Raw genomic sequence first — 23502 nt, 5'->3', positions numbered from 1 at the left:
GTTAGATGAGCCGTACTGTTATGTGCCGTAAATACAAAGAGGAACTAGCAGGTCTTGAAAAGCCACCTTACCCTGGCCCCAAAGGACAAGAAATTTACGAGACAATCTCCCAAAAAGCTTGGGCAGACTGGACCGCACACCAAACGATGATTATCAATGAAAAGCACATGAGCTTAATGGACCCTGCTACGCGCAAGTTCCTACAAGAAGAGATGGAAAAGTTCATGGACGGTGGAGATTACGAAAAAGCAGAAGGTTACGTCCCTCCTTCTAAATAATTTAAAGTAAGGTGTTGACAGGCAAGCTGATTAAGGGTTTAATACGCGCCTCTTTGAGATGCCCGGATAGCTCAGTCGGTAGAGCAGAGGATTGAAAATCCTCGTGTCCGTGGTTCGATTCCGCGTCCGGGCACCAAAGTACACAAGCCTCACAGTCAAATGTGGGGCTTTGTTGTATCTGGCGTTTGGTATATTTCTTCTTGTGCATACCCTTGGCCTTTTGGGCGCACACTCTACGCGCAACTTCACAAACTCCCTGTAAATGAAAACTTTTCAGTAGATATCGCTCACGACCTCCGCGCACAAAATACAGCTATCAAATAGCACTCTGAAATCTAGAATAACTATCGAGTAATTCTTCTTCAAATAGACAGTGTATTTATGAGCTGGCGATATTTATCCTGTTTTCACATCAATTGTAACGGGACAAATGCTTGTATTGCTTCAGGCGCTGAGTTAAAAATATAGGTAAATCAGACAGATGGATATGCAGCCTCCGTATATACAAATGTTAGGTTCGTGTGAAATATAAGAAGCTTATTCGTGCAGTAGTTTTAGCTCTGGAACTATTTTCGATGTACTTAAGTTATGCATATTTTATTGGTGCAGAAATGCTTCCGAAAGAAAGCATGAGTTGCCGGGATATTTTTATGTTTACAAGGAGCTTCAGGGTCAAAGAAAAAATAGAATTAATAGTAATCGTCTAGCAAGTGTCGTTCAGGGCACTTCACCGTTGCTCACCCTGAATTCCACACTTTAAACGCTATTCCAAAGAGAATCTAATTAGATGCCTGAAGCAGATCCGTTAAGAATCATGACATTTGCAACACCGCAAGCTCTCGACGAGTGGCTTCAGGTGAACCACGCAACCGAAAGTGAGTTGTGGGTACAGATATTTAAGAAAAATTCTGGGATTCAAAGCGTTACCTGGAATGATGTAGTGATAGAGATTTTATGCTGGGGTTGGATTGACGGTGTGAAAAAGTCACTAGATGATCAAGCCTACCTTCAGCGCATAACTCCCAGAACAGCACGAAGCAACTGGTCTAAGAGGAACACCGAGCATGTGGAACGTTTGATAAGCGAAGATAGAATGAAGGAGTCTGGCCTTGTGCATGTTCGAGCAGCAAAAGCTGACGGTCGTTGGGAAAACGCCTATGTGGTCAGCGAGATGGAAGTGCCCGAAGATTTCTTAGCGGCACTGGAAAGTCAGCCGAGCGTAAAACAGTTTTTTGAAACACTTAATAAATCGAGTCGTTATGTTATCGCTTACGGATTAACCAGTGCAAAGAAGCCCGAAACCAGACAAAGACGATTTACAAAATACATGGAAATGCTTGTTCATGAGGAAAAGCCCAAATAAATGGTATTCGCTATAACAAATCACTTACCGAAAGTATCCTCTCCCCTCACAAAACAAACGTGCTAAAAATAGAGAAGAGGCCTAAGCCTCTTCTCTGTCCTTACTGTTCATCATTATCTGATGGGGCCGCAGAGGCTCAAATGATAGCGCTCATAAAGCGTTGTTTTATTTGCACCGCTTTGAGGGGTATTTCTTCGCCCGACTTTTCATTGCCGGCTTTGATCAGGTAGTGAATGAATGTTGGCTGCTCTTTAATAAGTTCAGAAAAAGTGCCGGGCTGGTCAGTAATAACCGAACTCTCAACGCCCATGGTCTGCACCCAAGAGCTCAGGTTCATGCCGCTAGAGCTAAGCGTTGGCTGATTACCGGTCGAGCCGTAACTACCATTATCAAGGCAAATTACAGTTAAGTTCTTCGGCTTTAAGGCCGCTAGGTCGACCAACTGGTTAGGGTTAAAGAAGAATGAACCATCACCATCCACGATGTATACATGACGCCCCTGAATGGTATCTGCCAGACCAATGCCGACCTCGGTAGCAGAACCCAGCGCCCCTAACATGTAAAAGTTTTCAGCACGATCGTTCGCGTTGTATACCTCTTTGGAAGGGAAGCCAATTTGTGACATGACCACATCCTCAGCACTGACGTTATCCATAATCACCTTAATGGCTTCAGCACGAGTCTGGCTAGGGTTACCTTCATACGCTTCGGTACTCACACGGACAGGAGTGAAACGAGGCTGACCAAACACGTGATAGTCATCCACTTTCTCTTCCCACAGTTCAGGAGATAACAGATACACCTTGACCTTTTTCTCAGCAAAGCAGTTAGCTACATCTTTTTCAAGATCAACTAGGTCTTCAGTTCTTTCCAGAATTCGGTACTCAACATCGATCGCTGTTAGAAGGGTCTCCATATTGCTGCCATAAATAATCTGAGCTTCGATCGGTTCTTGGAAGTAACCTCGAAAAGAAGCAAAAATCGGTAAGCCTTCCTGATACAACTTTTGCATCGTATATAGCTCAGTAATCAAGTTACCTATACCGGTATTTTGAATAAACATAGCCGAACGTTTGCCACCCAAGCTGCGCCCAAAGCACAAGGCCAAGCCAGCAGACTCCTTGGTGATATCCCATACTTCCATCTCTTTTGGCACGTACTTCATCACCAAATTGAGCTTATTACAGGGGTTAAAGGCAATTTTATCTACCTGGTTTTGTGACAACGCATGCCAGATCATTTCGCTATTATTCATGGTTTTACCATCCTCTGATTATTATATTTATATACTTGTAGGCACTTACTTAAGATCACAGTTCACCCTGCTCAGTCGCCCTTAGCGACAAGCATAAATAAGTACCTATAGTGATTTTTAAAAGACTAACCGATCACAGTAGGGTGTCCGGTTGCAGCACTATTTTTGCGGCGGCTACCTTACCGTTATGTAGATCTGTAAAGGCCTGAGCGCCTGTTGATAAAGGTCGAACGTCAATCCAAGACAAGTCCCCTAACTGGCCGCGATAGAGCATATCGATCGATGCCTGCATATCAGCACGTGTATAGCAGTAGTTACCCAGAAAAATAACTTCCTGCAGAGTCAGCTTGCGTGTATCCAGCCCCTCTGCATCATCCTGTAGACCTACATGAGAAATAATCCCGCCTGGGCGTACCGCTTCACTAGCGCTTCGCCTTGTAGCGCCGCAACCTACACAATCAAACACCACGTCATAACCATTAGGGGACGGTAACGCCTCCTCTAGCGGGTTAAAGCAATTAGCACAATCCTGCTGCTCAATACTGCTGCGTCGCAACGCGTTAGTTTCTGCCAGATCAACCGACACACAGCCTTTGGCTTTTAAGATGAGCGCCGTGAGCAACCCGATAGCACCGCCGCCGATAACTAAACAATGTGCTTCTGATAATGGCCGTGGTAAAACCCTCTCCACCAGTGCCACCGCATGTAATCCTGTCGCGGTGGGTTCGGCCAAGGAAGCGTGAATAGGATTCATATCAGCAGGAATGGGTAATAAATTTCGCTCTGCAATGGCTACCTGCTCAGCAAAAGCGCCGGGCAGGTACATACCAATGAGTTCGCGGTGGCGGCACAGATTACTGCGCCCACCAACACAGTCTTCACATTCTCCACAGGTCATCAACGGATTAATGACCATGCGTTGCCCCGCATAACGACCATCCAACACAATACCGCTCACCTCATGCCCCAGAATCAATGGCGGTACTCTACGCGCATCCTTTCCATGGTAAGCATGCATGTCGGACCCACATATCGCCGTTGCTGTAATGTCTACCCGCACATCACCTTCGCGTGGCTGTGGCAGCGGCTCTCGGCGATAGGTAACCTCCTGCGTATCGGTATAGACCAGTGCATTCATTGATTTACTGCTCATTTGGTACCTCACTTTGCGGTAAAACCGCCATCGATATAGATGGTCTGCCCAGTAATGTAATCTGAACCATGACTCGCTAAGAAAACACACAGTCCGTCCAAATCAGACAACTGGCCATTACGACCGATAGCCGTCTGATCAGCCAACTGCTGACTTAGATCGCCCTGAGCAAACACAGGCTCGGTCAGCTCCGTCGGAAAAAAACCTGGCGCTATTGCATTACAGCTAATACCTTTGGAAGACCACGCTTGAGCCATCGCTCGAGTCAGCTGTAAAATTCCGCCTTTAGAGGCTCCGTATGCAATCCCATTGGCAAAAGCCCGTTCCGACTGCAAGGATGCGACATTGATGATCTTGCCCCATCCTCGTAAGGCCATTTGAGGTATGAGTTTTTGTGCTAGAAAAAACGGAATTTTTAGATTTAAGTCCAACGTCTGATCCCAGCTCTCGGGTGTCACCTCATCAGCATGCTGACGCAAGTTCACCCCTGCTGTATTGCACAGAATATCAATGCGTTGCCACGGCTCCATACAGCGGCTAACAATATCATCTAGCTGTGCTAAATCTCCCAGATCAGCGGCTAGCGTTGTGGCATGCGCTCCACTAGCCTGTAGCTGCAGTTGCAACTCATCTAGCCGGTTTTGGCGTCTTCCCAATAGCACAACACTAGCCCCGGCAGCGGTTAATGCACGTGCTTGCTGAGCGCCTATCCCCGATGAAGCACCAGTAATCAACGCCACCTTACCGGTTAGGTCGAAGCAGTTCATTCCACTGCCTTTAAATCAAAGGTTTCATTAGGGAAGTATTTTTCCAAGCGAACGTCACCCGTGCGAGCATGCGCTTCCATCCCCTCCATGCGTGAAATACGTGCAGTGACAGCAGCAACATCACGGTTTGCTTCTGGAGTCATACGTTGCGTGGTCACTGTTTTAATAAATTTACCTGCTGACAAACCACCGGTATAACGTGCCGCACCTTTGGTTGGCAAAATATGGTTAGTACCAGAACACTTATCCCCAAACGCGACGGTAGTCTCTTCTCCAACGAATAAAGAACCGTAGTTGCGTAAACGCGGTACCCACCAGTCCAAGTTGTCACACATAACTTCAAGATGCTCCGCTGCATATTTATCGCTAATAGTGGCAACTTCTTCATCGGTATCACACAACACAACCTCACCATATTCGTCCCAAGCATTGGTTGCAGCTAAGCGTGCAGTTTCTGGTAACTTTTCAATGTAGGAAGGCATCATCTCAATAACCTTTTCTGCCAAAGCCCTATCAGTTGTGAACAACCAAGCAGGAGAGTCTGGGCCATGCTCAGCTTGACCAACAAGATCAGTAACCACCAAATGTGGATCAGCGGTTTTATCAGCAATAATGGCAATTTCAGTAGGGCCTGCGAATAGATCAATACCAACACGGCCATACAGCATACGTTTAGCCTCAGCTACAAAACGGTTTCCCGGCCCTACTAAGATATCGGCTGGCTTTCCGGTAAATAGACCAAACGCCATTGCCGCTATACCCTGCACTCCACCCAATGCCAAAATAGTATTCGCCCCCGCAAGATTGGCGGTATAGATAATCGCAGGATTAACACCTTGACCAGGTTTGGGTGGCGAACAAGCAATAACGTGTTCAACACCCGCCGCTTTGGCGGTAGCCACTGACATTACCGCCGAGGCAATATGGGAATAACGCCCGCCAGGCACATAGCAACCGGCTGCCGTCATAGGAATTTGGCGCTGCCCCGCCCATAGCCCTGGAGAAAGCTCGGTTTCAAAGTCGATCAATGATTCTCGTTGCTTAACCGCAAAGTTGTGCACACGATCATAAGCAAACTGGATATCATCTTTCATTCGCTGCGACAGAGATTTGCCGGCAGCTTCTATCTCTTCTGGTGTAACAACAATGTTACCCTCATAGCTATCCAGCTTTAGCGCAAATTCACGGCACTTATCTTCCCCACCCGCTTCTATTTCAGACAGCATCGAGGATACGATGTGGCGAGTATTATCTTCGCCGGTGGCAGCGTTTTTTTGTGCCTTTTTCAAATATTGAGTTGTCATATTTTTATTTTCCTTGATTGACATAAAAAGTGGCTAACTAGTAGCTATAGCTGGGCAGGGCCCACAAAGAGAGTTCAGGAACAAATGCCAGTAGCAGCACAACACTGAGCATTGCCAGCACGAAAGGCACAGCATTGCGTGCAATACCTAAAATTGGCGTGCCAGTCAGGCCTGAAACAACAAACAGATTGAGCCCCAACGGTGGGGTAATAAAACCCACCCCAAGAGCGGTGATCATCATGATGCAAAACTGAATATCGGCCATACCGATCTCTTGTGCTAAGGGCAGCATAATCGGCGCAAGGATGACGATATTTGGTGTAGTTTCCATCACACAGCCCGCCAAGATAAGAATGCTGATCATCAGTAAAATAATCATGGTCGGATCATCAGTGATATCCGTCACCATATATACAAACCCTTGCGGCACCTCGAGTGCAGCCAACGCTTGAGCTAACGGCAAAGAGAACGCAATAATCGGCAGGATGACTCCATTAACTTTAGCGGAGCTGGCCAGCATGGCCGGGAACTCACTTAAGCTAATAGTTTTTTGCCACAACCCGATAATGATCGTTGTGATGACCGCAATGGCAGCCGCTTCAGTTGGGGTAAATACACCGCTGTAGATACCTCCTAAAATAATGACCGGCACAATCAGGGCATATCGTCCCACATAGATTGCAGTAATGATGCGGCGTAAAGAAAAGCCTCCTCCTGCGTTCTCAAAACCATGAGTCAGATTAAGAATGATGTTGCACACCATAATACAGCCCATCACCAACAGGCCCGGCACCAAGGCCGCCAAGAACAGCGTCGATGCGGAGATGCCCAACACCAACCCAATGATAATGTAGGCAATAGACGGAGGAATCAGGATGCCAGTACAAGCTCCAGCAGCAACCAGTGCACAAGCGTATGGTCTGGGGTAGCCTTGCTCAACCAGACGATCAATGGTCATACGACCAACCCCAGCAGCACCAGCAGCATCGGAACCGGAGATACAGGCAAAAAAACCACAGACCAATACCGTTGCAGTACCAAAACCTGATTTTGCTCCGCCCGTCAGCGCTTCAGCTATATCCAGCAACTTACGCGACAGCCCGGTACGCACCAACACATCGCCGGTAAGAATAAATAAAGGTATGGCAATCAAAGCAAAAGCATCAATACCATCAAATAATGCTTCACCCAGTAGCGACAGTGGCAAAGCTCCGCTAAGTTCTAGAATCAACACGGAAATTACGCCCAATACAGCCCAAACCGGTACACCTAACGCAAACATAATCACGCCAATCAATAACGGTCCACCTAACTCCCACCCCCAATCTAGGGTGACTTCAGGATTCAAATAATTATACATAGGAAGGTTTCCTGTCTAATCGAACAACCGTTTTCCGGTGTAGATCGGCGAATCATTTCTGAGTGCGCGAATATCACGACTCAAGGACTGCCACAGGCGAAATAGCATCAAAGAAAAGCCCAATGGAACTGCAGCGATAAACCAAGCCTGACTAATGCCCAAACCATGAGTAACCGAGCCAAACTTAATAGAGACCAAAAGCGTTTCAACCGAATATGAAAAAGCGAGTCCCGAAACGCCGATCATCACCACGTCACCTAAGATATAAACGAGTAACTTGCCGTTGCGAGGCAGAAAATTCAAAATCACATCAATACGAATATGAGCACGATCTTTCACAGCCGATGCGGCACCAATCCAAGCGAGATAAATAAAGGCGTAACGAGCAACCTCTTCTCCCCAAATTGACGAATAAGAAAGCGTGAAGCGGCGTATTACTTCCACTCCGACGGTTACAACAATCACGACGTAAAAAACTAACAGCAACCACCGTTCAGCATTTTCATCCAGCTTTTGCCAGATTGTTATCTTGTCTGTATTCAAAACATACACCTCTAAATTGAACAGTAGCGCTACTACGGCTACAGAAAACTAGGCACAGGGCATAGGTGCTCAGTGCCTTCGCTCTAGCAGATCAACTTAAATATCATGTACGAAATGACGTCCTTGGGTATTAGCTGCATCATGTAAGCTATCAAATATATCCAGAGATCCAGCCAGTTCAATTTTAGTGTCGTCCCACACAGGTAACTGGTGTCCGGCAGCATCTTTCCATTGTTGCAATTCACCCGTTGTTGGTGAGTAGAACTTAACTCCGGCAGTTGCTAATTCAGCCATTGCAAACCCTCGTGCTGCAGGCACTTTCGCCAAGTTCTGCTGCGCCGTCACTTCAGCGGCAAACATAATGCCATCTTGAATTTTGGCAGGTAACGATTTAAACCAGGCTAGGTTGCAGGAATAGACTTGGGCATCGGGAACCGAACGAATAAAGGAAACATGGGAGATAACATCACGAAAGCCAAAAACATTCAGCGCTTCAACGGAAGGATCCAGCGCATCGGCAACACCTTGCTTAATAGCAGAAGGTGTTTCACCCCAGGCCACGGGTGTTGGGTTAGCACCTAACAAGCGATAGAACTGCTGCAAGATCTTCGAACCCGGTACTCGAAACTTAATTCCGGACATTTGATCAGGTGTCTTGATAGGCCCATCAATTCCATGCCGTAATGCAACAACACGAGGATCTATGTTGACATACCATAACGGTAGGAAACCTCTTTCTTCTACTTTCGGGTTTACCTCACGACGCCATGCATCAGAACTCACAAGGTTAGTGAATTTTTGGTTTTCACCACACCAGTAAGGGATGTTGATCAGATCAACTACCGGTGCAAATGCAGCAAAATTTGAAAGCGAGTGCTGAGCAGCCTGAATAGTGCCCTGCTGTACTTTTTGAGCCAGTGCGCCACCTGCGCCTAATTGGCCACCTGGTGCTAGCTTCACATAAACCTCACGGTTCGTTAAGTTCTGGATATTTTCTTTAAAATCCAGCTGCATAATCGGATAGCTACGCGATGAACCCAGAACATAAGCGGTGGCAATCACCATCTTATATTTTGCTTTCGCCTCGCGTTCTTTTTCCTCTTTGGATATCGCTGCAACGGCTTGGTCTGACATCATAAGTCCTGATGCAGCAGCAAGTGTGACTGCGGTAAAACCAAATTTACTGGTCAGCGCCATAAAGCGACGACGCTCCGGACAGACAGGTTGATTTGCTTTGCTCATGGGTTGCTCCTGATTGATCTAGTTATTTTTGGTTCAGGCTTTCACTTCGAAGTATTCCGACCACAAAAAAGATACATGCAACACACAGAACCAAGAACTCAACCACTCCACTGAACCCCAGAGGTAGCTGAAGATCGAACAGCCACATCGATATTTTTCCCACCACTACATTCGTGAAAAAAACCAAAAACAGCACAATAGCAATTCGATAAGCATGTTTTATTAGTCTTTCTGTAAACATTGGAATACCCTGAAGACAATATTTGTAAGCGCTTACAAATTAAACTTTAAATGATTGTACTGTCAACCCTGATTGCAAATAACTATCTGGACTTGTGTGAAATTTTGCTATCATGCAGATTGTAAAAAGGGAGAAATATGCGTAGTTCAAAACCAACATTACAAGACGTTGCAACGGCTGCCGGAGTTTCGACGGCAACAGTGTCTCGCTGTATAAACCAACCCGCGCAAGTCAAAGAAACATTACGCGATAAGGTCAATGAGGCTATAAATCGCCTCGGGTATGCTCCTCATGGAGCAGCCCGAGCACTCGCCTCGCGCCGCTCTCATACGATAGGTGCAGTCATACCTACCATCGATAATGGCATCTTTGCTAACGGTATACACTACCTGCAACGGGGCTTATCAGAGGCTAACTTTACGTTACTTTTAGCCAGCAGCAATTATTCCCTTGATGAAGAACTCCATGAAGTGCGGAGCCTTATCACCCGGGGTATTGACGGCATGGTACTGATCGGTGAAGAACACCACCCCGAAGTATACGAAATGCTCGATCGCCACCAAGTTCCGGTGGTCAATCTGTGGACTTACAACAACCAGTCTTTACATAGTTGTATCGGCTTTGATAATGCAGCCGCTGGGCGCAAGATTGCTGAGCACCTTGTTAATATGGGGCACAGAGATATTGCCGTCATATCTGGTATCCAGATCGACAATGATCGAGCCAGGGAGCGCATCGAAGGTGTTAGGCAATACCTCCAAGAAAAAGGCCTAGAACTTAAGCCTGAACTAGTTCGCGAATGCCGCTATAGTGCGGAGCAGTCAAGCCTTGCACTCACCGAGCTCATCACCGCTGGTCACCACTTCAGCGCGGTTATCTGTGGTAACGATATACTCGCACTGGGCGCCCTGTCCGCTTTGCGACAACTGGAAATACCTGTGCCTAAAGCACTTGCTGTCACAGGTTTTGATAACCTTGAGATAATCGCAGCATTATCCCCTAGCCTGACGACCATTGATGTACCGGCGCGCCGTATGGGTACACTTGCCGCAACCTACTTATTAAACTGCATCCAAACTGGCAACCGTGACATTACTCGGGTTCAATTACCGGCAGACTTAAAGGTGCGAGAAACCACCAACACAGTCCACTCAACATAACAGAGTTCAGAGCAGGTAGTGAGGCAACTGATATGGTGTTGGACATCGCAGCTGCTCCATTACCTGGAGCAGCTCATTACGCAACAATTCAATAGTATGCGCAGCTCCTGGCTCACCAAAAGCACCCACGCCATACATAAAGGCCCGACCGGCAAACACCATCTGCGCCCCTTGAGCCAGGAATCGTGCAATATCAGGGCCGGACTCTACTCCACTATCAACCATCACCACGGTACGGTCACCAACCGCAGCAACAATCTCTTTCAGTGCTGAAATAGAAGGATACGCGGCATCCAGTTGTCTGCCACCATGATTAGATACTATTAGGCCATCAGCACCTGCTGCCAGTGCTAGTTTAGCATCGGAAACGCTCAAAATGCCTTTAACTATTAACTTTCCCGACCAAGCATGGCGGATCTGCTGCAACATCGGAAAATCCACGACATCCTTAAGGGTTGTACGAATATAATGGGCGATATCACGCAGGTTCGTCATGTTTTTCATATAAGGCATCATCGATGCGAATTGCGGCATTCCCTGCAAGGCCGTTGCCATCGCCCAAGAAGGCCGCAGTATCGTCTGAGCGATACTGTCCACACTGATTTTAGGTGGCACAGCTAGACCATTGCGAATATCACGTGGGCGCCTCCCTGCGGCTGGCACGTCAATGGTGACCACCAGATGACGACACCCAGCGGCTTCAGCACGACGCATCAAATCAGCTCGAATCTCTAAGTCTGAAGGTGGATACAACTGAAACCAGAAATTATCTCCCGCACACTCAGCAGCTCGCTCTATCGAAGTACTAGCTAAAGTACTGAGGACATAAGGGATATTTGCTGTACGCGCAGCACTTGCTTGGAACTCCGATGCCTTCGGCCAAATCAGCCCACTCAAACCCAGAGGTGCCACACCAAAAGGCGCCGCATACTGCTGACCAAAAACCTCTGTGCTCAGGTCAGCCCCTGCAGATGTTGATAAGTAGCTGGGGTGCAGGTACACCTGATCCAAAGCCTGACGGTTTTGTCTCAGCGTGTTTTCTGCATTACAGCCCCCTGCCAGATACTCAAAAGCAAATCGAGGAATACGCCTACGTGTCAAGATTTTCATATCTTCTATGCAGGCCGCTCGATGTAACAAAGATTCTGACATCATATGCTCCCTAAGAGTATAGTTTGATCGTTATGCAGAACCGTTATTTTGCTCAAAGACCGAACATACAACTGAGCCCACAACAAACAGGAGAACATAAGTTAATACTTTTTTGCAAGCGCTTACATTTTTAATTGAATGTCTATTTTAAACAACAGGTATATATTGATATCAGGTTAAGAACTTCTCATCAGTGATAGAAATACTCACATGCCATGGAAGGTAATAACGATCATAGCGAAGAACCTTCTACTCTGCGTGCAGTAAAAGCTCATGGCCAATAACCTTATCAATCAAACCATAGGGGACTTTATATTTAGACCCTTTGTATTTGATTAATGCATAGTCAAGGCACATTTTAATCACGGTACAATTAACAATTTTACCGTCATCAATCACACGTACAATGTTGTAGTTATGCAAAACAATTGCCATTAGTCTTCCTTATGATTACTCCATGATTTCACTGCGATTCTCTGCATTTGTCTAGAACCGGTCCACGCGAAATGGCTCATAGTTAATGGTAGGCAAATCCCCTGACATTAACCCGACTACCAGCTCGGCACTAATTGCCGCTTGTGTCAGCCCCAAATGTTGATTTCCAAAAGCAAATAGTAACTGAGAGTGTTTGGGATGCCTATCAATCACAGGAAGCGAGTCAGGCAGCGTGGGCCTGTGTCCCATCCACTTACTGACCTCTAAAGTTGGATTATTTAGCTGCGATAATAACTGACCACTATGATGTTGGAGCGAATCAAAACGCTGCTTAAAAGGCTTTAACTTTAAGCCCCCTAATTCAGTAATGCCAACCACACGTAGGCCGGAATCTAGCGGAGTCATAACAAAACGACGTTCTGCAGACCCTATTGGATGATTGAGCTTAATATGTTCTGCATCGATGGAGAGATGATATCCCCTCTCTGCTTCCAGCGGTACGTCTAGACCCACCTCCCTTAGCAGCTGTTTACTCCATGCACCGGCACAAATAATAGTGTTATCGAACTTTAATGAGCTCTTCTCAGTTTGCACCAATACGCCTTTGCCTTCGGACTGTAAGAAAGTAACACTTTGCTGTAAGAATGTTCCACCGCGTGCCTGAAAGGCAGATAAAAGAATTTTACAGAGCTCGTAAGGCTCTTTAACACGACAGGCTTCAGGAAAATACAGAGCATGACTGAGGTTTTCAGCCAATTCTGGTTCCAGATATGCTAAGCGCTCACCCTGCACTAATTCAGTTTTAATGCCATTGTCTTGCATATAGGCGGCATGTTTTTTGGCCTCTTCAAGCTTACCTGCTGATTCCCAGACCAGCAGATACCCCGATTGAACCAACTGCTCTTGTGCGCCGATATCTTCCAAGCAGCGTCGCCAAGCCGGGACCGATGCCACGTTTAGCTGCTTAAGTGCCAAGCGCCCTTTTTTAGTCGTCTTGGGAGCAGCAGCACAAATAAAACGAAATAACCAAGGTAATATACGGTGCAAATAACCTAGCGGTAAAGACAAGGGCCCGTAAGGGTTAAGCCACATAGCAAAGCTTGAAAAGAGTGTTTTGGGTGTGGACAATGGGTCAATCAATTCCGTAGCCAAATATCCGGCATTACCAAAAGAGGCGCCCAGCCCTGCTTCATCTCTATCAATCAGTGTTACTTGATAGCCTTTTCGCTGCGCCTCAAGCGCCGCACAAAGACCAACAACTCCAGCTCCTACAACCGCAACAGCTTTAGATGAGTCATCTGCTATCGTGCTAAAGCCACCTTGTTTCATAAAAAATGCCATCAGACGTCATGCGTCTCAATTATTTTATTATTAAGAGTAAAAAAGAGCCTTACCGGAAGTAAGACCCAAAGTTAGGTCACAATAAACCTAAACTAATCGCTGGTAAGCAAGAATGGCTGCGGCGAGATCTTCCCTTGAATCACCAACGGATTTAAAAATAGTCACAGCGTTACTGGCATCATCTAAACCTGCTCGACCGAGATGCTGACCGCTACACAGTTCTGAAAACTCAGCAATAATGCTGCTTTCAGTCATCACGCCTTCCCGGATAGGGATAATTAGATCGCCGGTTTCACTTAACGCTCCGGCTCGAGTATCCACAAATACAGCACTGCGCTGCATAGCAGTATTATCAGTCTCTCGCATTGAGGGGGTAAAACTTCCCACCAAGTCAAGATGCGCTCCCGGCTTTAGCCAGTCCCCCAAAACTAAAGGTGTAGTTGCCATCGTGGCGCAACTAATAATATCGGATTTTCTAGCCACTTCTTCCAGCCGATCTTTAGCACAGACTTCGGCATTTATATCTGCCGCCTGAAGTTCTGCAACCAGCGCTTGCGCGGCCTCCTCATTGCGATCCCACACCCGAACAGTTTTAACGGAACGCACACTCATATGCGCAGGAATCAATCGGCGGGCCATTCGGCCGCTCCCAACCATCAGCATCTCGCTCGCATCTTCATGTGAGAGGAAACTCGAAGCCAGTGCTGAAGCCGCGGCAGTGCGACGAGCGGTAAGCTCATTACCATCCAATTGTGCCAAAGGCCGCCCGGTCTTTCCGCAACTCAGCATATAATAACTACTTAGACCCGGGATATTACGAGCATTATTACCAGGAAATACATTAACCTGCTTAACACCAAGGAACTCCCCTTCTAGCCATGCTGGCATCAACAGTAACGTTGCATCCGGCTCCTGAGGGACATTAATCGTATGATGATGGCGAACCGGCGAGCAAACCTCACGAACGAAGATATCATTCAATGCGAGAATCAGCGCATCCCAGGGAAGTGCATTTTGAATTTGAGTCGCGTTAAGTTGCATGAAGGAATCTCTTATTGTTAGTCTTTAAGCAATGATAACGATTAGCAAATTGATATAATTGACTCAAACTATGATGCTTTTGACTCAAACTCTTGAATTGCCCCTAAAATTTTTTTCGGGCTGCTGCAGTGGTAACTAGCAAAGCACGTCGTAACTTGATTGCGCGTCAAAGCGGTGAGCACTGTCATGAATATTCTCAGATACTATTTGGTTGGCGTGGCCAAATGGAATGCGAGTTTCATAAAGAATCAGGCCAACTCTCGAACGGCACTGTGGCAATAATTCCAGAGCATACGGCTCACCTGTTCAGCGGTTTAAATGATGACTGTGAATTATTAGTTATCGACTTGGCTTTGTCTGATCCATATATTCAAGCACTAGAACAAGCCTGTAATACTTCATTCAAAGACACCTTGTTTCAGCAACCTGAGTTTGTCTCATTAAACTCTGAGATACTGCCCTTGCTAGACTTTGCCGCAAAACAATTACTCAGCACAAAGGATCAACTAAACCCTCAATTAAACTGTCAGCTCGTCTCCCTGTTCATGACTCAGCTATGTCAGATGTCCGCTCCTAACTTAACTCTATCCTTAACTCACAACCGGCTCGATATCGCCCGACTCAACGACTTTATTGACCAACGGCTTTCCAACCCTCCGAGCAATTCGGAATTAGCCAATGCACTTTACGTAAGCGAGAGTCACTTTTACTGCCTCTGTCAGAGTCAGCTTGGTATGACACCACAGCAATATCTTATGAGCCGGCGAATGCAGCGAGCAAATTTCCTACTGACTAACAGCAAGATAACGTTAGCAATATTAGCAGCCGAACTAGGTTTTGCAGACGCCTCTAGTTTCTCCCGCTCTTACAAAAAATATTATCATAAGACACCTAGCCATGCCCGACGTTTACTAGGTCTCTAAGCAAAGGCAGTAACTCTGCTGCCCCTAAATCTCAAGATCTAGACACCTCTTGAATACAGAAATAAGCCTCTCTTCTTAAATTAGGTATGAAAAACACAGTTTTTCGATCTAATTTGCAATAACGTGCGTATAACTGCTCCAAGATTCAACAATATGATCGGAGGTTACATGAAATATTCTCTGCCTTTAGCTGCAGTGCTCTTACTAGCCATGTTAATCCTATCTCCCCACAGCACCGCTAACAGTGAAGCCAACCCCAAAAGAACCAGTTGCGCAGATGAATCAATGCAAGTACTTAACTATAGCTTTTCATTACTCGGTAATGAGCAACAGTTAAATTTGTGTGAGACCTATGGCAACAAATTAATTATGGTCGTAAATACCGCGAGCAAATGCGCTTTTACACCTCAGTATGATGGCCTGGAATCACTCTATACGCGTTACAAGGAGCAGGGGTTCGTTGTGCTGGGTTTTCCTTCAAATGATTTTGCTGGGCAAGAACCTGGAACAGAAAAGCAGATAAAAGATTTTTGCCAGCTAACCTATGGTGTCAATTTTCCCATGTTCGAAAAAGTACACGTGAAAAAGGGAGGTGAAAACCTGTCTCCTTTTTTTAAACGGCTAGCAAAAATATCTGGTGAATACCCGGGTTGGAACTTTCATAAATATTTGATTAGTTCCGATGGAAAAATACTTGCCAGCTTTAAGAGCCATACCAAACCGAATGATAAGGTTGTGATTAATATGATAGAGCAACATTTACCCAATGTAGCCACTTATGAATAACCCCAAAAACCGAAAGAGTGCGCCGGTACCTCAATCAAGAATGTCACGTCTGGCACGTATGGGGTCATTAGCTGGGCGCATTGCCGGTAATGTCGTGTTAGAAGGCAGCAAGCATTTGGCGCAAGGCAAAAAGCCCATTATATCTGATCTGTTACTAACACCGAACAACCTTCATCAGGTAGCCGACAAGCTATCAAGCATGCGCGGTGCAGCCATGAAAATGGGGCAACTACTCTCTATGGATTCAGGGAATTTACTACCTGATGAACTATCATCCATACTGGAACGGTTACGCTCAGATGCGGTAACTATGCCTATGTCGCAACTGGTAATGGTACTGGAAAGGCATTGGGGTGAAGATTGGAATGAGCGCTTTAGTCGTTTCTCATTTGAACCATTGGCTGCCGCCTCTATAGGCCAAGTTCATGAAGCCACCTGCACGCAAGGCCGTCATTTGGCCATCAAGGTACAGTACCCAGGTGTCCGCCAAAGTATCGACAGCGATATTGATAACGTTTACAGCTTATTACGTATGACGGGGCTTATTCCTAAGTCACTGGATCTACAACCGTTACTCGATGAAGCGCGCCAACAATTAAAACAAGAAGCAGATTACCTGATGGAAGGCGCTCATCTAGATGCTTATCGACTGCATTTACAAGCCTTTGAGCGCAAAACAGATTTAGTGATACCGGCTTACCATGCAGACCTGTCTACCCCTGAAATATTAACGATGGGCTATGTGGCAGGTGATTCACTGGATACCCTGCGCTCAATGTCCGCTGAAAAGCGAACGGATATTATGTCGTTGATATTTAGCCTATTCTTTTCAGAATTATTTGACTTTAAATGCGTACAGACCGATCCAAATCTGGCGAACTACCTCTATCAGGCCGACACTCATAAACTGGTGTTATTAGATTTTGGAGCCGTGAGAGCCTTTAATCCAGACTTCGTCACTAAGTACCAAGATGCGATGAGTGCAGCCGTTACTGAAGATAAAGAAGCGTTAGATGCCGCATTACAGCACTTAGGTTTTTTCCAGAACGGTATGAAAGCAGCTAACCGGGAAGTGGTACTAGATATCTTTATGATGGCAGCAGAACCACTGCGTTATAACGGCGACTATGCATTTGGGCAATCGGATCTGGCCAAACGGATTCAAGCACGCGGCTTAAGCGTTAGTAGCGACCCAGATGCCTGGCATACACCGCCGCCGGATGTGCTGTTTTTACATCGTAAAATGGCCGGTTTATATTTGATGGCGACAAGATTAAATGCCTCTGTCAACGTGCAAGCTTTGTTTGCGCGGTATCTGAAAAGCTAACACATGTGGATAACATGGAGTTATTCACTATTTATCATCACTATCCAACTTCGCGAAGAGAATCACATGAGCTTTCAAGGCCAGACAGAGTATGAGCATAAAGGCCCTAAGCCTAAAAAAGGGATATTACTGGTTAATCTCGGCACACCCGATGCCCCTAAACCAAGTGCACTGCGGCGCTACCTTAAAGAGTTTTTAAGCGATCATCGAGTGGTGGAGATCCCTCGCTTGCTATGGCTAATGATTTTGCACCTATTTATCTTACCCTTTCGCTCCAAAAGCTCAGCTAAATTATATGCATCCGTTTGGACAGACGAAGGCTCTCCCTTATTAGCGATCACTAAGCGCCAAGGAGCGGCACTGCAGCAACAGCTAGATACCCATTATGGCGAAGGACAATTACCGGTAGTGGTAGGTATGCGCTATGGGAACCCCTCTATTAAAAGTGCGCTCAAGTCACTTACTGAACAAAATGTCCGTGATATAACAGTCCTACCTCTGTATCCACAATACTGTGCAGCGACAACAGGCTCTACTTTTGACGCCATTGCCAAAGAACTACAAAGCTATCGCTGGGTCCCTTCTATTCGCTTTATTAACGGTTATCATCAAACGTCTGAATATGTAGCCGCTATTAGCCAGTCGATAACACACTATATCTCGCAGTCCGGCATGCCCGAACGGTTAGTATTTTCATACCATGGCACGCCACAACGCTACCTAGAACAAGGTGATCCTTATTATTGTTTTTGTATACAAACTACTCGCTTAGTCATTGAGGCACTCGGGCTAGACAAAGAACGTGTCATTAGCAGTTTCCAATCTCGTCTCGGTAAGGCTACATGGCTGCAACCCTATACAGATGTCACGTTAAAAACGTTAGCTGAGCAAGGCGTGAAACGCGTCGCGATTATCTGCCCTGGTTTTTCCTCAGATTGCCTAGAAACAATTGAAGAGATAGAGGTTGAGAATAGGGACTACTTTATGAATGCCGGAGGCGAGTCTTATGATTACATCCCCTGCCTAAATGACAGCCACGCTCATATCGATATGATGCACCAACTAATTAAGCAGAATATGACATAGCGAGCTCAGCAATAGATTTATTGAGGCTATGATAAAACAAGAGAGTCAAAAAAAGCGACTCCCAACGACCTTAGCCGTTGGTCAGCCGCTAAAATATGGCTGGAGGACACCAAAAAACTCCTTCAGTAATGGCAGACTGCACTGTCATCGTCCTGCTCTTGCCCATGACTGAAGGTGATATAACACTAGCAACCTCAGTAGTTGCTAGATGTAACTAGCAGTAATCTTCAAAGTCTAAGGCTTGGCGATAGCCAAATAGAGCCTGAGCACCCCCGGTATGCAAGAAGACGATATTGTCATCTTTATCAAAGTGACCTTTACGGATCAGGTCGATAAAGCCTGCTGCACCTTTGGCAGAGTAAACAGGGTCTAGCATGATGGATTCTTGGCGGGCAAAAAGTTCGATCGCTTCGATACCGCTTTCTGTTGGTATTCCGTAGCCTTCACCCACGTAGTCACAGTTAGCCACAACATCTTCACGCTTAACCACACCAGGAATACCCAGATGTTCAGCGGTTTTTTCTGCGAGACGAAAGACGTTACCCTCTTGCAGATCACGGGGAGCACGCACACCAATACCTAAAACAGGGATCAAGCTATTAGAAGCCACTAAACCTGTGACCAAGCCTGCCTGTGTGCCTGCACTACCGGTAGCATGAACGACTCTATCGATCTTAAGCCCCATATCATTTGCCTGTGTGAGCAGCTCTAAAGCCGCATTCACATAACCCAAAGCACCGATAGGGTTAGATCCACCACCGGGAATAATATAAGGCGTTTTACCTTGTGCACGTAGCTTTTCGGCAACCTCTTCCATCGCTTGATTCATGTCAGTATCAGCGGGGTACTTGCTTAAAGAGGCACCAAACAGCTGGTCCAGTAGCACGTTACCATTGTAGTTATAGTCAACATCTTTACTGCCCGTACGGTCTTCTAATAGTACATGACACTCCATACCCATTTTGGTCGCGATTGCCGCCGTCTGGCGAGCATGGTTAGACTGTGTTGCACCTTGAGTAATAATGGTATCAGCACCCTGAGCAATGGCATCGCCCATCAGGAACTCTAGCTTGCGGGTCTTGTTACCGCCGCCAGCTAAGCCGGTGCAGTCATCCCGTTTAATCCAAAGATTAGGCCCACCAAGAAGCTTGCTAAGATTTTCCATGGGCTCAAGTGGTGTTGCCAAATGTGCAAATTGTAAGCGGGGAAAGCGAGATAAATGCATCGTAATGCTCCTGTTATTATACTTGTGCAGCTCATAGGCTTTGTTCAAGTGACGCTATTGAACTGTGATTTATCATAGGATTTCTCAACAACAACTGACCAATGCTGTTTTCTGTACAGCTTGGTACTTTTTGGCATACTCTAGATATAATGCAGCTTATCGGGCACATCTAGGGCCAAATATAAGCATGATCAATGATAAAACAGGGGTAAGAAATGGAGCTAAAATGGCTGGAAGACTATCTTGCTTTGGCAGAATACAGCAGCTTTTCGAAAGGTGCTGACGCCCGCTTTGTAACACAACCTGCTTTCGGACGCCGTATCAGAGCCTTAGAAAACTGGTTGGGAGTTGAGCTTGTCGACCGACAGCAATACCCTACCGCTCTCACTCCTATGGGGATAGAGTTTGTCGAACAAGCCCAGCAATGGGTGGAGCAGTTCTACAATACTCGTGCACAGATGCGAGAGCGACTCACCAGTACAAAACGGGTTGTTTTCGTAGCCCAACACTCCCTGACCGTTTCTTTCATACCCTATTGGGTTAAATCGTTACAACCATTGATTAATGATACCTGTGTACGGATCAATGCCTATAACCTCCATGATTGTCTTGATACGCTGTTATCCGACCAAGGTGACTTTTTGTTGAGTTACCACTCTCCTGAGATATTCCCCCAACTAGAGAGAGACGATGTAGTGAGCCTACAGGTCGGAACTGATGAGTTGATTCCGGTATCTGCCATTGACGAAAACGGAACACCCCTGCATACCCCCCATTTGCATGAGCCTCTAAAGCTTTTGAACTATCCCGATGAATCTTTTTTCGGGAGATTGTTACAACGCGATTATTTTTCACGTAAGAAAAACAAAATTAAATTTCAGATTCAATGTGAGAACGCCTTAGTTGATGGACTAAAAGCACTAACGCTGGCTGGTAACGGTATGGCGTGGTTGCCTGCCAGTGCCATTAAACAGGAGTTGAAACGAGGCCTATTGGTGCGAATTAACGAACAGCTTCCTGCACCAGAGCTGAAAATAATGCTGTATCGCAAAAAAGATCCAAGGTTAAAAGAGGTCGAGCTCATCTGGGATTATCTGAAAGATTTGAAGAACTAATTTATCATTCTCCAGCTACCGGGATGTCTTAAAATGGCGAGCAGTTACGAGCAGTTATCAGTGCTATCACTGTTACTTAATAAGCTCTGCCGCCATCTCAAGCGAGGTTTCCATAATAACCTGTTCGCGGGCAGAGCTAACAGAGTGGTGGTAATAGAGGCGAATATCGTACTCAATATCCCAACTGCTATCACCAGCACTGCAGAGCTTTCCATCTCTAAGCTCTGAAAGAATAGAGGACTTAGGGAGCCATGCAAAACCTAACCGTTCGACAACCATCGACTTCAACACATGAGAAAATGCATTTTCATAACGTCGAGATAGATAACATCTACGCCCCTTGTCCTGTATCAGCTTATCGACTGTTTTACCAAACAACGAGTCATGGGTGTAAGCAACAAAAGGAGTCGGGTTTTCAGGGCTGCCCGGCAAAGTAAAGGCGGCCGCTTGTGTGTTATTGCCCGGGAGCGGTGTGGTCACCGGAATCAATGTATCCTTGCCTATCGTCATATACGAAAATTTATTTTCATCAATGGGCAAGCTTACGTTCTCATTTGCATAGCAGAGCATGTAATCAACATGGCCCTGATTAAGCAGCTCAATGCAATCAGTGATTTTTTCCGAAATCAAGCGAACATACACAGAGTCTAAGCGCTTCTCAAATCGTTTGGTCCAATCAAGAAACAGCGTTTGGGCGATTGAGCTTTGTGCCGCCACCCTAATCTCACTTTCACCGCTTGAACCCAATGCTCGTACAGCTTCACGAGCATTATATAAACGCCTCAAAATGACTTCAGCCTCCGCAACAAATGCCACGCCCTGCGGAGTAAGGTCAAACGAGGTACTATCACGATTAACAAGTGTTGTACCCAGCCACTCTTCCAGCGCCTTGATACGCCGGCTCAAAGCAGACTGAGTGACATGTCGCTCTAAAGCAGCAGCGGTGAAATTTTGTAAATTCGCAAGGCATACAAAGTCTTCGAGTAGCTTTATATCCACCAACCCTTCCTTCCAAATAAGATCTTTTAGTTATTATTATCACTGTATTAGTCGACCCTAAAGATGTCCGCTGACAACATGCTAAAAAATAGCAGTGACACAAACATTCTAGAACAAACTTCTTTTCAGCATGCACTAGCAGAGTCAAATAGTGCAAGCAGAATAGCTTCAAGAGCCATTTTTCTGCTTCCAAAGCCTCTTTCGTCATACAACATCACATACATCTTCTGCTGAATAACTGCGTTGCAAGACGTGTAAACATGCGGGCTTGTCATTTTTAGCATGGGGTCAGTCTGAATAAGCATTAGCCAATAATGTAAAAAAATGGAAATACTAAAAGCATGAGTAAGAACATAAACCCAACTCATATGACTATGACGACAATAAAAATAATGGTGATTCAAATGATGAAAACTACATTCTTACGAACAGTTTTAGCCAGTGCCGTTGTACTGGGCATGACAGCAAGCGCTGTTCAGGCAAAAGAAACGATTCGTGTATCCACCTACGTTAACGAGTCAGATATTCGTTATGACGGTTTTAAAAAGTTTGCTGAGTTGGCCAGCCAAAAATCTAATGGCGATTTAGACATACAGATTTTTCCATCGTCTACGTTACATGGTTGGAGTGAAGGTGTTGATGCCGTACAGGGCGGTGTGTCTGATGTTAGCTGGATTCCAGCCGATAAACGTCTTGCGTGTTATCGCGTGACATCCTTATACCCTGCCGCCGTAAGCCTTGAAAACCAAGTCGAACTGGATGCTGAGTATGCTGAGCTAATGCGTAGCGAGTCAGCCAAAGTCGGCTTGGTGCCGCTGATCAATTCTAACTACTCCTACGACCAAGAGTGGTGGTTCGAAGAGCCGATTAAAGATCTGAATAACTTGGACGGAAAACTGGTTCGATCGATCGGCCCATTGGTCAGTAGCATGATTGAATCCTGGGGTGGTAAGCCTGTGTTTGTTGCACCCAAAGAAGTCTTCCAGTCAGCGGAACGTGGCGTGGTCGATGGCATCAATATGGGAGTGGCAACCTACAGCTCATGGAAGCTGTGGAGCGTGATGCCCTACATGGTCAATGCCAACCTTTTCTACGGCAACATCATGTACATGATGAATAAAAACAAGTTCGAGTCACTCAGCGAAAGCAACCAAACCGCACTATTGGAAGCAGCAACAGAAGCAGAGACTTGGTTAAAGCCTCGCTATGAAGACTGGGTCGATCAACGTGTCGGTAACGCGGTTATGAAAGGCGGCGGTGCCGCTGTCACGGTCTCTCAAGAAGCCCGTCACTCAATGATCGAAAAGGCACAATCTTCATGGGATAGTGAAGTGGATGCGGCCTGCGGCAAACCTCTTGCTAACAAGGTTAGGGCTTTATTTGCTAAGCACGCTAACTAAGTAATT

22 protein-coding genes and 1 tRNA gene are annotated in these 23502 nt (G+C 46.1%); 10 read left to right on the top strand and 13 right to left on the bottom strand.

The window, feature by feature from the left end; all coding sequences use genetic code 11:
- Positions 1-5 precede the first annotated feature (5 nt).
- The 3 genes from NEJAP_RS00805 (at position 6) to NEJAP_RS00795 (ending at position 1641) form a co-directional block, all read left to right on the top strand.
- Entirely contained in the window at positions 6-278 is a 273-nt protein-coding gene (locus NEJAP_RS00805; RefSeq protein ID WP_028468446.1) for an oxidative damage protection protein, read from the top strand.
- 60 nt (positions 279-338) lie between these two features.
- A tRNA-Phe gene (locus NEJAP_RS00800) sits at positions 339-414 on the top strand.
- Positions 415-1065: 651 nt separating this feature from the next.
- The gene (locus NEJAP_RS00795) at positions 1066-1641 is read left to right on the top strand and encodes a YdeI/OmpD-associated family protein (protein WP_201348848.1); all 576 of its coding nucleotides are present in this window, start codon (positions 1066-1068) and stop codon (positions 1639-1641) included.
- A gap of 136 nt (positions 1642-1777) precedes the next feature.
- Here NEJAP_RS00795 and NEJAP_RS00790 read toward each other — a convergent pair whose 3' ends face one another.
- From NEJAP_RS00790 to NEJAP_RS00760, 7 genes are all read right to left on the bottom strand, one after another.
- Positions 1778-2896 carry a thiamine pyrophosphate-dependent enzyme gene (locus NEJAP_RS00790; RefSeq protein ID WP_201348847.1) on the bottom strand — a complete coding sequence of 373 codons (1119 nt, stop codon included), beginning with the start codon at positions 2894-2896 and terminating at the stop codon, positions 1778-1780.
- Positions 2897-3029: 133 nt separating this feature from the next.
- The gene (locus NEJAP_RS00785) at positions 3030-4049 is read right to left on the bottom strand and encodes an alcohol dehydrogenase catalytic domain-containing protein (RefSeq protein ID WP_201348846.1); all 1020 of its coding nucleotides are present in this window, start codon (positions 4047-4049) and stop codon (positions 3030-3032) included.
- Between the two features lie 8 nt (positions 4050-4057).
- On the bottom strand, positions 4058-4816 hold the full coding sequence (locus NEJAP_RS00780; RefSeq protein WP_201348845.1) for an SDR family NAD(P)-dependent oxidoreductase: 759 nt from the start codon (positions 4814-4816) through the stop codon (positions 4058-4060).
- A complete protein-coding gene (gene hisD, locus NEJAP_RS00775) occupies positions 4813-6120 on the bottom strand; it encodes a histidinol dehydrogenase (RefSeq protein WP_201348844.1) in 1308 nt (435 codons plus the stop codon). Before hisD ends, NEJAP_RS00780 begins: the two co-directional genes overlap by 4 nt.
- Positions 6121-6157: 37 nt before the next feature.
- Positions 6158-7480, bottom strand: coding sequence for a TRAP transporter large permease (locus NEJAP_RS00770; protein WP_201348843.1), 1323 nt, complete (start codon positions 7478-7480; stop codon positions 6158-6160).
- Positions 7481-7495: 15 nt separating this feature from the next.
- The gene (locus NEJAP_RS00765) at positions 7496-8023 is read right to left on the bottom strand and encodes a TRAP transporter small permease (RefSeq protein WP_236591013.1); all 528 of its coding nucleotides are present in this window, start codon (positions 8021-8023) and stop codon (positions 7496-7498) included.
- A gap of 96 nt (positions 8024-8119) precedes the next feature.
- Complete coding sequence (locus NEJAP_RS00760; protein ID WP_201348842.1) at positions 8120-9265, bottom strand: TRAP transporter substrate-binding protein; 1146 nt, start codon at positions 9263-9265, stop codon at positions 8120-8122.
- A 378-nt stretch (positions 9266-9643) separates the two neighbouring features.
- Here NEJAP_RS00760 and NEJAP_RS00755 point away from each other — a divergent pair, with 378 nt between their 5' ends.
- Positions 9644-10666 (top strand): LacI family DNA-binding transcriptional regulator, encoded by a 1023-nt coding sequence (locus tag NEJAP_RS00755; RefSeq protein ID WP_201348841.1) that lies wholly within the window; start codon positions 9644-9646, stop codon positions 10664-10666.
- A 6-nt stretch (positions 10667-10672) separates the two neighbouring features.
- Here the strand turns inward: NEJAP_RS00755 and NEJAP_RS00750 are convergent, their stop codons facing one another.
- The 4 genes from NEJAP_RS00750 to NEJAP_RS00735 form a co-directional block, all read right to left on the bottom strand.
- On the bottom strand, positions 10673-11818 hold the full coding sequence (locus tag NEJAP_RS00750) for an alpha-hydroxy acid oxidase (RefSeq protein WP_201348840.1): 1146 nt from the start codon (positions 11816-11818) through the stop codon (positions 10673-10675).
- Between the two features lie 249 nt (positions 11819-12067).
- Positions 12068-12253 carry a hypothetical protein gene (locus tag NEJAP_RS00745; protein WP_201348839.1) on the bottom strand — a complete coding sequence of 62 codons (186 nt, stop codon included), beginning with the start codon at positions 12251-12253 and terminating at the stop codon, positions 12068-12070.
- 51 nt (positions 12254-12304) lie between these two features.
- The gene (locus tag NEJAP_RS00740; RefSeq protein ID WP_201348838.1) at positions 12305-13582 is read right to left on the bottom strand and encodes an NAD(P)/FAD-dependent oxidoreductase; all 1278 of its coding nucleotides are present in this window, start codon (positions 13580-13582) and stop codon (positions 12305-12307) included.
- Positions 13583-13681: 99 nt separating this feature from the next.
- Positions 13682-14635, bottom strand: coding sequence for an ornithine cyclodeaminase family protein (locus NEJAP_RS00735; protein ID WP_201348837.1), 954 nt, complete (start codon positions 14633-14635; stop codon positions 13682-13684).
- Positions 14636-14763: 128 nt separating this feature from the next.
- On the opposite strand from NEJAP_RS00735, the gene NEJAP_RS00730 reads away from it, so the two are divergent.
- The 4 genes from NEJAP_RS00730 (at position 14764) to hemH (ending at position 18757) form a co-directional block, all read left to right on the top strand.
- Complete coding sequence (locus NEJAP_RS00730; protein ID WP_201348836.1) at positions 14764-15558, top strand: AraC family transcriptional regulator; 795 nt, start codon at positions 14764-14766, stop codon at positions 15556-15558.
- A gap of 285 nt (positions 15559-15843) precedes the next feature.
- Complete coding sequence (locus NEJAP_RS00725) at positions 15844-16344, top strand: glutathione peroxidase (RefSeq protein WP_419197856.1); 501 nt, start codon at positions 15844-15846, stop codon at positions 16342-16344.
- A complete protein-coding gene (locus NEJAP_RS00720) occupies positions 16337-17671 on the top strand; it encodes an ABC1 kinase family protein (RefSeq protein ID WP_201348834.1) in 1335 nt (444 codons plus the stop codon). Before NEJAP_RS00725 ends, NEJAP_RS00720 begins: the two co-directional genes overlap by 8 nt.
- A gap of 66 nt (positions 17672-17737) precedes the next feature.
- On the top strand, positions 17738-18757 hold the full coding sequence (gene hemH, locus NEJAP_RS00715; protein WP_201348833.1) for a ferrochelatase: 1020 nt from the start codon (positions 17738-17740) through the stop codon (positions 18755-18757).
- 214 nt (positions 18758-18971) lie between these two features.
- Here the strand turns inward: hemH and NEJAP_RS00710 are convergent, their stop codons facing one another.
- On the bottom strand, positions 18972-19982 hold the full coding sequence (locus tag NEJAP_RS00710; protein WP_201348832.1) for a D-cysteine desulfhydrase: 1011 nt from the start codon (positions 19980-19982) through the stop codon (positions 18972-18974).
- Positions 19983-20197: 215 nt separating this feature from the next.
- Here NEJAP_RS00710 and NEJAP_RS00705 point away from each other — a divergent pair, with 215 nt between their 5' ends.
- Entirely contained in the window at positions 20198-21097 is a 900-nt protein-coding gene (locus NEJAP_RS00705; protein WP_201348831.1) for a LysR substrate-binding domain-containing protein, read from the top strand.
- Positions 21098-21169: 72 nt separating this feature from the next.
- On the opposite strand, the gene NEJAP_RS00700 is transcribed toward NEJAP_RS00705, so the two are convergent.
- Complete coding sequence (locus NEJAP_RS00700) at positions 21170-22096, bottom strand: LysR family transcriptional regulator (RefSeq protein WP_201348830.1); 927 nt, start codon at positions 22094-22096, stop codon at positions 21170-21172.
- Positions 22097-22437: 341 nt separating this feature from the next.
- Here NEJAP_RS00700 and dctP point away from each other — a divergent pair, with 341 nt between their 5' ends.
- The gene (gene dctP / locus NEJAP_RS00695; protein ID WP_236591012.1) at positions 22438-23496 is read left to right on the top strand and encodes a TRAP transporter substrate-binding protein DctP; all 1059 of its coding nucleotides are present in this window, start codon (positions 22438-22440) and stop codon (positions 23494-23496) included.
- The last annotated feature ends 6 nt before the right edge of the window (positions 23497-23502 follow it).

Origin of the sequence: Neptunomonas japonica JAMM 1380, assembly GCF_016592555.1 — a bacterium.
GTDB lineage: Bacteria > Pseudomonadota > Gammaproteobacteria > Pseudomonadales > Balneatricaceae > Neptunomonas > Neptunomonas japonica_A.
The sequence above is the reverse complement of the archived record's forward strand: the minus strand, read 5'-3'. Positions and strand labels throughout refer to the sequence as shown.